Origin of the sequence: Wolbachia endosymbiont (group B) of Protocalliphora azurea, assembly GCF_947251865.1 — a bacterium.
GTDB lineage: Bacteria > Pseudomonadota > Alphaproteobacteria > Rickettsiales > Anaplasmataceae > Wolbachia.
Genome location: NZ_OX366394.1, coordinates 1,218,919 through 1,230,991, shown reverse-complemented (window position 1 = coordinate 1,230,991; position 12,073 = coordinate 1,218,919). Strand labels below are relative to the sequence as shown.

11 protein-coding genes are annotated in these 12,073 nt (G+C 33.1%); 2 read left to right on the top strand and 9 right to left on the bottom strand.

What is annotated here, in order from left to right:
* Positions 1-78 precede the first annotated feature (78 nt).
* The 3 genes from gmk to OPR35_RS05790 are packed head-to-tail and all read right to left on the bottom strand — an operon-like array spanning position 79 to position 3,447.
* Entirely contained in the window at positions 79-687 is a 609-nt protein-coding gene (gmk, locus tag OPR35_RS05800) for a guanylate kinase (protein WP_007302097.1), read from the bottom strand.
* 35 nt (positions 688-722) lie between these two features.
* Complete coding sequence (locus OPR35_RS05795) at positions 723-2,489, bottom strand: pentapeptide repeat-containing protein (RefSeq protein WP_012481880.1); 1,767 nt, start codon at positions 2,487-2,489, stop codon at positions 723-725.
* Positions 2,473-3,447 (bottom strand): ankyrin repeat domain-containing protein, encoded by a 975-nt coding sequence (locus tag OPR35_RS05790; protein ID WP_264684956.1) that lies wholly within the window; start codon positions 3,445-3,447, stop codon positions 2,473-2,475. The genes OPR35_RS05795 and OPR35_RS05790 overlap by 17 nt, the downstream gene beginning before the upstream one ends.
* A 195-nt stretch (positions 3,448-3,642) precedes the next feature.
* Here OPR35_RS05790 and OPR35_RS05785 point away from each other — a divergent pair, with 195 nt between their 5' ends.
* Positions 3,643-4,725 (top strand): ankyrin repeat domain-containing protein, encoded by a 1,083-nt coding sequence (locus tag OPR35_RS05785; protein WP_265024793.1) that lies wholly within the window; start codon positions 3,643-3,645, stop codon positions 4,723-4,725.
* Between the two features lie 494 nt (positions 4,726-5,219).
* Here the strand turns inward: OPR35_RS05785 and OPR35_RS05780 are convergent, their stop codons facing one another.
* From OPR35_RS05780 to rpmE, 5 genes are all read right to left on the bottom strand, one after another.
* Complete coding sequence (locus OPR35_RS05780) at positions 5,220-6,107, bottom strand: aspartate carbamoyltransferase catalytic subunit (protein WP_007302094.1); 888 nt, start codon at positions 6,105-6,107, stop codon at positions 5,220-5,222.
* An 80-nt stretch (positions 6,108-6,187) separates the two neighbouring features.
* A complete protein-coding gene (locus OPR35_RS05775; RefSeq protein WP_007302093.1) occupies positions 6,188-7,204 on the bottom strand; it encodes a Fe(3+) ABC transporter substrate-binding protein in 1,017 nt (338 codons plus the stop codon).
* Positions 7,205-7,327: 123 nt separating this feature from the next.
* Complete coding sequence (locus tag OPR35_RS05770) at positions 7,328-8,500, bottom strand: hypothetical protein (RefSeq protein WP_265024792.1); 1,173 nt, start codon at positions 8,498-8,500, stop codon at positions 7,328-7,330.
* 83 nt (positions 8,501-8,583) lie between these two features.
* Positions 8,584-9,369, bottom strand: a complete 786-nt coding sequence (locus OPR35_RS05765) for an NAD kinase (RefSeq protein ID WP_017531835.1) — start codon at positions 9,367-9,369, stop codon at positions 8,584-8,586.
* Positions 9,370-9,390: 21 nt separating this feature from the next.
* Positions 9,391-9,603, bottom strand: a complete 213-nt coding sequence (rpmE, locus tag OPR35_RS05760; protein ID WP_006013575.1) for a 50S ribosomal protein L31 — start codon at positions 9,601-9,603, stop codon at positions 9,391-9,393.
* A gap of 125 nt (positions 9,604-9,728) precedes the next feature.
* Here rpmE and fabD point away from each other — a divergent pair, with 125 nt between their 5' ends.
* Positions 9,729-10,712 (top strand): ACP S-malonyltransferase, encoded by a 984-nt coding sequence (gene fabD, locus OPR35_RS05755; RefSeq protein WP_265025030.1) that lies wholly within the window; start codon positions 9,729-9,731, stop codon positions 10,710-10,712.
* On the opposite strand, the gene OPR35_RS05750 is transcribed toward fabD, so the two are convergent.
* Positions 10,709-11,711, bottom strand: a protein-coding gene (locus OPR35_RS05750; RefSeq protein WP_230608967.1) for an IS630 family transposase whose coding sequence is annotated in 2 segments (ribosomal slippage) — positions 10,709-11,200 and positions 11,202-11,711 — 1,002 coding nt in all. Because the reading frame shifts where the segments join, the coding sequence is not laid out codon by codon here. The two genes, fabD and OPR35_RS05750, sit on opposite strands and share 4 nt — an antisense overlap.
* Positions 11,712-12,073: the final 362 nt, after the last annotated feature.

Genomic DNA, 12,073 nt, shown 5'->3' with positions numbered 1-12,073 from the left:
ACTATTTTATCTTAAAAAATAATAAATGTGGCTAAACTGTGAAGCGTGAATGCTGCTAAAAGAGATAAACAAATATTTTTATAGATCTTTCAAACTTGATTTTTCTTCTAATTTTTTAAGCATTCCTTTACTTAGTATTGATTTTATCTCTTCTACGCTTTTATCAAGATTATCATTAATTATTACGTAATCATATTTATTACTTTTACTTATCTCTTTTTGCGCTTCGGCTAATCTACGCTCTATTTCAATTTCATCATCACTATTACGCCTTTGTAGACGCAGTCTAAGCTCTTCCATTGAGGGAGGTAGTATAAAAACACTTACAACTTTTTCTCTTAAGATTTCAAACAAATGAAATGCTCCTTGCCAATCTATATTCAGTAAAACACTTATTCCACTGCTCAGGTTTTGTTCTATAAAATCTTTTGGTATACCGTAAAAATTCTCAAAAACTTTGGCATATTCAAGCATTTGACCAGCCTTACATAGTTCGTGAAACTTTTCTTCAGTAACGAAAAAATAGTCTTTTCCGTTTACTTCACCGGGACGAGGTTTGCGTGTAGTCATAGAAACAGACATAACTAAATCAGTTGATTGCTCAAGTAATTTTTCTGATATAGTAGTTTTTCCAGCTCCAGAAGGAGAGGATAGAATCAGTAGTATGCCCTCATTTTTTACGGTCATTTTTCTTTATTTAACAAGTACATTATAGAGCTTTTTTAAGACTTTGTATTTTTTAAATCAAAGTTTAAAAGACTAGAGCCCTCTAAATTAGAATTTGATAAATTGGCATCAATAAGAGAGGAATTATCAAAGACAGTATAACGTAAATCGGCTTTTTCAAGATTTGCCTTATTCAAATTAACGTTTACAAACTTTGCTCTGCTTAATATTGAATTAGAAAAAATAGCATTTTCTAAATTCATATCTTTAAACTCAAAGTAAGAATAATTTACATCAAATTTTTCACCCTGCGATATTTTCTCTTGCAGATCTTTAATTGAAGTTATAGCACTCTCTAGACCTGTAATTTTGCTCTGTCCCTGATTGTCAATCATAATTGAATTATCAAATTTGCAATCTGTTAAATGAATATCAGCAATTGAACTTTTATATATGCTTGAAGAGAGGAAAGAGACATCACTCACTGTTGAATTATTCAAATTGCTAAGAAAAAAACTAGTCTTTCTAAAGGCATTATCATAAAACACGGAGGATTTGAAATCACTTTCAATAAAGTTTGAATTAGTGACTTTTGACTTAGACCAGCTCGAATTATCAGCTAATAATTTGAAGAATATTGAATTTTCTATCTCACTCGAATCCATATTATGGTGGGAAAGAGTACTATTATAAATTTGAGAGTCTTTAATTTTTGTCTTATAAATTGAAGTTCTAGAAAGATCTGAATCTTCTATTTTTGCAGAGGTAAACAATGAATGATCAAAGAACGAACCACTCATGTCAGAATTCACAACTTTAGTATTATGAAACTTTCCATGACAAATGTTAGCGTTATAGGTATTAACTTTATACAATTCACTAAAACTAAAATCAATATTAGATAAATCAGCATCCTGAAGGTCTGCTTCGAAAACATATGCATGTTTTATCTTGGAACCATTTAGTATAGATTTAATGAAGTTTGAATTATCCCCTTTCACATAGGAAATTTGTGAATTGCTTAAATTGGCTTTTTCGAAATTACTGTTGACTATAATGGAAGAATTAAAATAGGCGTTTGAAAGATTGCTACCTGTAAAATCCGATTTTTTTATTTCTGCACCATATATGTTAGCATTTTTTAATGAAGAAAATTGTACCTTGAGCTTATGTGCATCCACTCCAAAGAAACTTGCGTTGTCGAAATTATTTTTCTGCATAACAGTGTCGTTTATTTCACTATCACTAAAATTGATGTAGCTTGCACTTGAGTTTGATAAATTGGAGAAATTCATTTTTACATTCAAAAACTTGGTATGCAAACCAATTATATTACGCATACTTACTTTGTTGAGATTAGAATTGATAAAATCAGCATAACTGATATTAGACTGATCAAATATGATATCTGTTAAATTTGTAGAAGCAAATTTTGAAAAACTTAAATTTGTGCCTTTTATTTTAACGCCATGTAAATTAGCATTGGAAAAATTGGCACCACGCAAATCAACATCGATAAAAGACACATCTGATAAATCGGTGTTAGAAAAATCGGCACCAATTAAACTTACTCCATCAAAAATAGATTTGCTTAAATACAATTGACTAAAATTAGCACCATTTAAATTAGGACCAAAACCTTTCTTAAAATCTTGTGGTATGCTGGCTTTATTACACTGTACTAAAAATTTAGCAAAATCTTTTGTATTGTAAGATATGTATTTTACATCGTGCAGAGCACTTAAAAAATCATTGATTGCATCATCTCCATAGCATAAATGACCAACTAAAATTAATATCAAAAGTCTAATTATCTTTTGCATCACACGTGTTTTCTTTTGTTTTTATAGCAAAGTTATACATCTCTGAGTTTTCTTGATTGTTTATTTCTTTATCCTCTAAAAGGTATGGCATCATTTCGGCAATTGCGTTTATTATGTTGATCTGATTCCTTTCGATTGCTATTTCAATAGGGGACTTAAAATTATTATCAACTACTCTAGGATCAGCACCTTGTAATAAGAGAAAGCGAACTGTGTCTATTTGACCTTGTTTCACTGCATAAATTAGAGGAGTATCACCCAATTTATTTCTAAATCTTAGTATTTCTTGAATTGTTAATCCAATTTTTTCTAGCTTATTTATTACTCCTCTTAGACAAATTAAGTTGCCCTTCTTGATGCAGTAAAAAAATTGCTTACTGTAATCATCAGTAAATATAGTTTTAGGAAGGTGCTCATTTAGGCTATCATATTGTCTTTTATATATAGACTTGCTTTTATGTTTTTTTATTTCTTTGTTTAGCTTTGTCCATTTTTCGCTTTTTTCATTTTTTTTGTTCACAGGTGTTATATTGTCAGGCTGTTCTTCTTTCTTTTTCTCTGTTAATTGGCTTGTTGAAAGTTCGGTGTCTTTTTTGCTAATCTCCTCTTCAGGCTGTAGGTTTGTTTGATTATTGTGACTGATTTTCTTCTCTTCAGGTTCTTCTTTTTTTTCTTCTGATAAAGGACTTGTTAGAGCTTTGGTATCTTTTATATTAGTCTCCTCTTCAGACTGTAGGTTTGTTTGATTACTTGAAGGTACTTCTTTATTGATTACATTTGTTGGGTCTGTGATTTCTTTGAGTTCGCTCAGAAGCGGAGAAGTTTTTTCAGCATCAGTGTTGCTTTTCGATACGTCTTCTTGATTTATACTGCTTTCATTTTTATTTTCTTCAGGCTGTTCTGCAGCAAGCAGGTTAGATATAACAATTAATAGTATGAAGAATGCTTTATATTTCATAAACATTGCAAATATAGGCTTAATTAAAATGATACTATAATCAAATGATTAATCTACAGTAAAAAATGCCTTAGGGTTTTATTTATATTTGCTAATAGAAAATAAAATGCTAAAATTAGATAGGCTATTTCGAGTGAAATTAATACTTTTTCTTACTCAAGCTTTTTAAAATTATATAATTTTTTTAGGGGGTATATGTTACCACAAAATAAACAATTACTAGATGCTGCTGAAAGCGGTCAGCTAAATCTTGTTAAGCAGGCTATACAGGGCGGAGCAGATATTAATGCTGCAGATGAACATGGAAGTACTGCATTAATGTTAGCTGCTGTATTTGGTTATCCAGATGTAGTGAAGTTTCTGATAGGAGTAAAAGCAGATGTTAATATGAAAGATAAAGAGGGAAACACTGCTCTAATTTGGGCTGCTAAATCGGGTAATTTAGGTATAGTAAAGTATCTGATAGGAATAAAAGCAGATGTTAATATGAAAGATAAAGAGGGAAACACTGCTCTAATGTGGGCTATTAGATTAGGTGAGGTGAATATAGCAAAGTGGCTGATACACGCAGGAAAAGCAAGGATTGATGAAAAAGATACCTGTGAATACACTGCATTAATGTTTGCTGCTGGATTCGGTCATTTAGGTATAGTAAAGTATCTGATAGGAGCAAAAGCAGATGTTAATGTTATAAGTCGAAATAAAGGAAGAACAGCACTAATGCTTGCTGCTGTAGGAGGTCATTTAGATATAGTAGAGTGCCTAGTAGAAGCAAAAGCAGATGTTAATATGAAAGATAAAGAGGGAAACACTGCTCTAATATGTGCTACTAAAGAGGGTCATTTAGAGGTAGTGAAGTACCTGGTAGAAACGGCAAAAGCAGATATTAATACAAAAGACAATAATGGAAACACAGCACTAATTTGGGCTGCTAAAAATGGAAAACCAGATATAGAAGAATATCTTAAAAATTATATACAAAAAAAAAGTTACATACAAAAAAAAGAACTTTTGCAGGAATATATCTATGTTGGTGTTGGTAGTGCAATAGGCTTAGCTTTAGGTATGGCAATAGCATATTATGCAGGAGCAGCTATTGGAGTTTGTATAGCATCAGCTGTCGTTGGTCTAGCGCTAGGTGGAGTAGCTGGTTACGTAATTGCAGAAGTGAAAAAAGAAAAGGATAGAGATCCAAATATAGACGTAGCTACCGCACTTAAAAATGTTTTCACTACTCAACCTTTAAGTGAAAATGTGATAGCTTTAAAGTGGAAGTAGTAAACTAAAGCTGGCTTTGTGTTTATAGTACTTTTTGCAAATAAATGCTCAGTGGTAATTTGCGTACTAAACGGTGTCATCTAAGTAGCTGACACTGGTTTCTATCATTATCAGAAACGTTATATTTTAGCATAACTTTTATACTTGCAAATTTAACTCGATGCCAGTGTCAGGCTACTTTCATGACATCTATCACTTTGCGTTTATAGTATTTTTAGCAAATAAATATTTGCTAAATTAAGTGCAAAAATTACTTGACACATTTTGTAGTTTGATTATTATTAGTGAAAATGAGGGTATTTTAGAGCTCGAAATTCACCTTATTCAAGTCTGCAGACTTTTCAACTAATCTCTCAATAAAAAAATATAGCACAGTCTACTTCAGTGCGTACACGTACGCTTAATTTCTGTCATAAGGTGTGTTATATTTTTCTAAATCTTTTCTTTATAGGAGGGTCATTATGTCTAAAATTCCTTAAACATTAATTTTTAACTTAAACATTTATTAAATAGTGCAGTACTGCCTTACGCGTTGCTAATCCAAACTTTACTTGCTGTAAAATAACACAATCTGCTATATCATTGCTAATTTCGATACCTCTATTTATTGGTCCTGGGTGCATAACAATTGCATCGGGTTTTGCATGCGATAGTTTTTGTGCATCAAGTCCATACAAATGAAAATATTCTTTTTCTGAAGAATTATTATTCATGCGCTCTTTCTGCAACCTCAAGAGCATAATTACATCAGCATCCTTTATACCTTCAGTTAATGAATAATGAAGTGAATCTACTTCAGAAAAATGTTTACACATCAAAGCTGGTGGTGCAACTAAGCTTATTTTTGCTCCAAACATTTTTAGCAATCTTATATTTGATCTTGCAACTCTACTGTGCAAAATATCTCCACATATCACAATTTTGAGGTTTTTTATTTGCTTTTTATGACTGATAATTACGAGATAATCTGCAAGAGCTTGAGTTGGGTGTTCACTGCTTCCATCGCCTGCGTTGATTAGCGAGCAGTTGACATGCTTTGCCAATGTATTAATAATACCACTACTTTTATGCCTGATTATCATATAGTCAGGATTCATTGCATTTAGTGTTTTTATCATATCTTTTAGATCTTCCCCTTTGTTAATAGAAGAAGATTTTATTGGTAAAGTTATAACATTTGCTCCAAGGCTCTTTGCTGCTATTTCAAAAGATGCGAGCGTACGTGTTGAATCTTCAAAGAATAGGTTTATGACTATTTTATTTTTCAGAACATGACTATTTTCAACTTTTTCTTCAAGGTATTGATTGGCTAATTTAGTTATATTTTCTACATCACCGATTGTGAGGTCTGAGATATTTAATAAATTCCTTCTCTTGTCCATAGCTCCTTTTTTGAGCTTATTCTACTTTCTTAATTTCAATTACACAACTGTAAAGTAAAGTAGAAGGAAGCTATAAAATTTTATTTCCACTTACATTCATCTGCTATCATAACAGCCTCAAAGAGATGCTTCTCAAGCTCACTTATAGGCAGAGTACTTTGTAGGTAATTTCCCCAAGATTTTAACACATCAGAAGTTTCAATACCTTCAACAATAGGATATTCTTGATTTTTTTTAGCATATAGCTCTTGAGCCTGTTTGCTTACAAAAAACTCCAATAAAGCTATGGCATTTTCTCTGTGTTTTGCGTTTTTTGTTACTGCTGCACCACTAATATTCACCATTACACCATCACTCGGAAAGAAAGCTCCTAACTTTTCTGTGATATTCTTTTTATTTTCTGATGAAAGGATTCTTGCAAAGTAGTAGCTATTTACTATTGCAACATTGCCTTCACCAGCGGCTACAGCATAAATTTGATCTGTGTCACCACCGCTTGGTTTTCTTGCCATGTTGCTTACAATTCCACTCACCCATTCTTTTGTTTTTTCAAAACCATTTTTTGCAATCATAAAAGCGATCAATGATCGGTTATATGGACTTGTGGAAGAGCGTACTAATATTTTCCCTTTCCATTTTTCATTCGCTAAATCTTCATAGGTACTTAATTCCTTAGGATCTACTGATTCTTTATTGTAAACCAATATTCTAGCTCTTTTTGTGAGACCAAACCAATAATCTTCATTATCTCTAAATTTTGCAGGTATGGCATTTTTTAGAGTCTCTGAATCCACTTGAGATAAGAGCCCTCTTTTTTTGGCTAAAATCAAATTCACTGCATCTGCAGTTAAAAACAAATCAGCTTCACCACCATTTTCCATGCGTGAAAGCAATTGGGAATAATCGTCAATGATATAACGTACCTTGATTCCAGTGGTTTTTGTAAAATCATCAAACAAACTATGTACTAATTCTTCTTTACGAGATGAATAAACGTTTACTACTTGTGAATCATCAATTCCGCTATTTTTATATAAAAAATTAACGACTATCAATAAAGCCGCTACTAAAGATATAAATATTAAACCTTTTTTCATAAACAAACCCCTTCCTTGTCATCATCTCAAGCTATCAAAATAGCAAGGTCTTAGCAAGTGTAAATCTTCAAAACGTTGCAGTTACAGTACTGGAATAGCGATAAAAAGAAGTACGAGCCAGATTTAATTAATAATATAAGTAATATCTGGATGGCCACATCGTTCAGCAACTACTTGTAACAATTTTGAACTAATCTTTTCTTCACTCTTTTTGATAGTTCTAATAGCTGTTTCATTGGGCTTTCCACTACTAGCATCTTTTGTATCTAATAACAAGTAATCTTTAAAATCAGTTTTGCTCCAATGATGAATTGTGCAAGCTAAAGTGAAAAGCAGTAGAGTGCCTGAAATTGCAACGATTGGCCAGTAAATAGTAGGATTTGTGTATGAACTTACTATGTTGCTCAAACCACCTGTTGAATAAAGTGCTAAAGGGAAGGTTATGTTTCCAGTAATAAGAACTGTTCCTAAGATAGGAAGCCATATTCTATCATTGATTAATGAATTTACTTTACTCTTGTAATAGATTGGCTGGCCTGTAAGTTCTACGATGTTCGGATTACTTTTTGCTTTTTCTGGAAGAGAGTGAAACGTAAAGTAAACACGATTACCGTTGCTATATTTTAATACCAAAGATTTGATGCATTCCTCGTCTTTTGAAAGTGTATTTGATATCTCATCTAAAACTTCTTGAGTATCTCTTTTTGTGATCTTGTGCTCCTTAGTACGTACTGCTTGCATAAATTCCCACATAATTCCCAAGGCTAAACAAGACGCTAATACTCCGACAAATATAGTAACAGGATTTATGCTGCCGATGAATCCAATGAATTCTCTTTGCTTCACAGCTAAAACGATTGCTGTAATACAACATGCCGTAATAAGACCTACGAAAGGCATTGTAACTTTCTTCTTTTGCATCGTATATTTTACTTTCTGTAAAAATCTGTTTGTCTTTTTATTATCTCCAAGCAAAGATTTTTCAGAGCCATCTGTTTGATATGATGGTGGAGGAGAAGGTGATCTGCTAACTGATACACTACCTGAACTCTTTTTTGGAGATTTTGTATTTGGACCTATGGATGCATAAATAGGTTCTGTATTTGCACCATTCGATTCTTCTTGCCTTTCTTCATAAGAACTTGATTCGCTAGCCGAACTTGTATGTTGTAAAATTTCATTTTCACCATTTGTTTGTTTCGTTGTTTTGCGAGGTTGTGGTTGTGGTGGAATTGTTTGTTCTATTCCACCTCTTTCAGTTGTTCTGACGTTTCCTACGTTTGCTGATCCAGGCATATTCGCTCCAAAATTAATTACAATGTTATGTTGATTACGCTATAGTTATTAAGATATAGTGAATACTAATTTAAGAATAAATATTAGTATAAGAACTGCTGATCAAAGATCCTTTCATTCAAAGGGCAATCTTTGTCAAAAAGTAGAGTGACTGTATTTTCGTGATCTTTCTGTATTTTTACCTGCGATATGTCGTGAAATTCCTTGTAATCTGATACTACAAGTGCTGGACGATTTTTCACATCATTGATATCAATTTGCACTATTGTATCATTTGAGATTAGCGCTCCATTCCAACGCCTTGGGTAGTAGCTATTAATGGAAGTCAGTGCAAGTAAATTTGAATTAAGTGGTAAGATTGGCCCACCGGCAGAGAAGTTATATGCAGTGCTACCTGTTGGGGTAGACAATATAATTCCATCTCCTCTGAATTTTTCTACTTTTAGCTTATCATTAATGGTAATATTCATCTCCACTATTTGATTTGCATTTCTAAAGACATACACTTCATTTACTGCGATGTAATGGTGTTTTTTGCCATTTATGTCTTTGGCTTCCATTTTTAGTAAAGTTAGCTGAGTAGGAACTGCATGTTCTATATGATCAATTAGATCTTCAAAGCATTTATTCATCAAAAATCCGACGTTACCGGTATTTATTCCATACACATGTATATCTTTATTTCCTATGACGTAGTTGTGCAGAGTGCGTAGCATAAAACCATCACCGCCAACAACTATCAGCAAATCAACTTCAGGCTTACTTGCTTCTGCTATATTGATAAAATTAAGCTCCTGTAGTAGTTTAGATACTTCCTGAGACTTGGGTAGCGAAGAAGCAATATAGCCTACATTTTTATATTTATACATGTTAAATAAAGAGGGGAGGAACTAAAAAAGACTCCCGTATTTATCATTAAACTTAGCTATTTTACTATCCTTCTCCCCTGAACCGCTTGTCAAACTTCCAGTCCATGCAGGATGAGTAAGAGGATCTCTATCAAGCTTTATTCTTTGACCTTCTTTTCCATAAGTGGAATAAGTTTCAAACTCTTGACCATCTGTCATAACTATAGTAACTTTGTGATAGTCGATTTCTGCCATTGTTCTTACAAATTTCTTACCAGCTAAGATTTTAGTGAATCTGGTTCATTTGGTCAATCATTATTGTGAAATATTGACAAAAAATAAATAAAGTAGTATTATCAATGAAGAATGAAAAACTTTTTATGATTTTTGCTTTTCCTGGTCAGGGCTCCCAATTTGTAGGAATGGGAAAGAGCTTATATGATGAATTTTCAGTTGCAAGGAACGTATTTGATGAAGTAGATGACATATTGGGTAGAAAGCTGTCTCATTTGATTTTCAATGGCCCTATTGAGAAATTAACCATCACGGAAAACGCTCAGCCAGCTATAATGGCAGTGTCAATTGCAACGCTACGTGTTATGAAGCACGTATTTGGTGAATCTCTTTACAGCGTTCAGTATGTTTGTGGGCATTCAGTTGGCGAGTATACAGCGCTGTGTGCTGCAGGGGCATTGACGCTTGAGTCTGCAGTCAAGTTGCTAAAAGTTCGTAGCGAAGCAATGCATGAAGCTTCACTAAAATGCAAAGGTGGAATGTTTGCTCTACTTGGAGCAGAAATAAGTGAAGTAGAAGGTATATTAAAATCAGCTCAAATTGATTGTGAAATTGCAAACGATAATGGTGGTGGGCAGGTAGTGGTGAGTGGTACTGCAGAGGCTCTTGAGGTCTTACCTGATTTATTCAAAAACTCAAGTGTCAAGAAAATGATAAAATTACAAGTTAGTGGGCCTTTTCATTCATCTTTTATGAAACCTGCTGATGAAAAACTTCTGGAATTTTTAAAAAGCATCAACATAACTCGCCCTTCGATTCCTTTTGTATCAAACGTTACAGCTAAGGAAGAAAGTGATCCAGAGATCATAAGAGCTTTGCTCGCTAAGCAAGTTGTAAGTAGAGTAAGATGGAGAGAGATGGTTTTATATATGACAAGCCATGGCACTAATAAGTTTGTTGAAGTTGGCCCTAACAAAGTTTTATCTAATCTAGTTAAAAGAATTGACCAATCTATCAGTGTGAAAAATATAGATAGTATTGGTGATATTAATAGCTTCTTTGATGAATCATTAATGTTGACAGCAAAAAATTTAAAAATTGGGTTAAGTTATACCAAATTCCATTACTAATCGAACAAATAAGAAACATTACAAACTCGTTTAATAGTAGTGCTGGAAATACTGACAATAAAATTACACAGAACATCTGCAAGTAAGCCTATGGTATCGTAGACTCTGTTACGTAAAGTATTGTATTTGATATATTGCCACAACCTCTCAACAGGATTCAGTTCCGGTGAATAAGGAGGCAAGTATATAATGGTAATGTTTTCCTGAAATTTCAAACTTTTTGATCTATGCCAACTTGCACAATCCATTACAAGAAAGGCTTTTTTCGTGCCTAAATCTTTCGACATCTGCTCCAGAAATATATTCATACAATCAGTGTTTACATATGGAGCAAGTAGGCTGATTTTCTTACCACTTCTTGGATTTACCGCACTGTAGATATAGAAATTTTGTCTACCAATTTTCATTTTAACCTGCGTTCTGACCCCTTTTTTAAACCATCCGTGTCCGATTTTTGAATGAGTTCCAAATCGTGATTCATCAAAAAAACACCTCTTTTTCAGGGTGGGAATTGACTATTTTATTGAAGTATTTTTTAAACTCTTCTTGCTTGTTTTTATCTTGTTTATGGTGCATTGGCCTCGGTGTTATATAAGAAAATTTCATCCTTTGTATCTCACGGTGCACTGTTGATTTGCTAATGTTTAGGCCAAATTCCTCTGAGATTTTTATCTGCACTTCCTTAATAGTAATATTTGGATTTCTTTCTACCCATATTTCAATTTGCTCACGTTGATTTTTCTTTAATTTGCTTTTTCTTCGCCGCTGAGACGGGGCAAATAATCTTTCTACTCTACCAAATTTTAGATGCTTTATCCATTCAGTCAAAGCAGTCCTTGAAATTTTACATATTCTTGCCACAGCGCTTATACTACTTTCTTTTCCTGCTATCACCGCTTGTAACTTTTTTGAAACATATGCGTTATTTCTGACCTTTTTTAACATTTCTTTCGCCAAATTTACAACTTTTTCGTCTAATAGTTTTGACCTTAATGCCATTTATACCTCTCTATTTTATCTACTTTATTATCACTTCTTTCCCATTATTGTCTATCTGTTCTTTGCATAGTGGGAATTGGTATTAGCATATCTGATTGGTGTCATTCAAGTAGCTGACACTGGCTCCTTTATGATGGTGTTATTCCAGTTACAACTGTACGAACATTATCTGTAGGAAGATGTCATTCCAGTGCTTGACACTGGTTTTTCATAATCATCAAAACGTTGTATTTAACATAAAGCAGCTACTTTTATACTCGTAAATTTAACTGGATCCCAGTGTCAAGAACTGGGATGACACCGAATAGGCTACTTGAATAATACCGAAAGAGCTACTGGAACGACAAGGTGCTACTGAATGA

Coding starts and splice junctions, on each gene's coding strand:
- gmk (WP_007302097.1), bottom strand. CDS start 687: ATGACCGTAAAAAATGAGGGCATACTACTGATTCTATCCTCTCCTTCT.
- OPR35_RS05795 (WP_012481880.1), bottom strand. CDS start 2,489: ATGCAAAAGATAATTAGACTTTTGATATTAATTTTAGTTGGTCATTTA.
- OPR35_RS05790 (WP_264684956.1), bottom strand. CDS start 3,447: ATGAAATATAAAGCATTCTTCATACTATTAATTGTTATATCTAACCTG.
- OPR35_RS05785 (WP_265024793.1), top strand. CDS start 3,643: ATGTTACCACAAAATAAACAATTACTAGATGCTGCTGAAAGCGGTCAG.
- OPR35_RS05780 (WP_007302094.1), bottom strand. CDS start 6,107: ATGGACAAGAGAAGGAATTTATTAAATATCTCAGACCTCACAATCGGT.
- OPR35_RS05775 (WP_007302093.1), bottom strand. CDS start 7,204: ATGAAAAAAGGTTTAATATTTATATCTTTAGTAGCGGCTTTATTGATA.
- OPR35_RS05770 (WP_265024792.1), bottom strand. CDS start 8,500: ATGCCTGGATCAGCAAACGTAGGAAACGTCAGAACAACTGAAAGAGGT.
- OPR35_RS05765 (WP_017531835.1), bottom strand. CDS start 9,369: ATGTATAAATATAAAAATGTAGGCTATATTGCTTCTTCGCTACCCAAG.
- rpmE (WP_006013575.1), bottom strand. CDS start 9,603: ATGGCAGAAATCGACTATCACAAAGTTACTATAGTTATGACAGATGGT.
- fabD (WP_265025030.1), top strand. CDS start 9,729: ATGATTTTTGCTTTTCCTGGTCAGGGCTCCCAATTTGTAGGAATGGGA.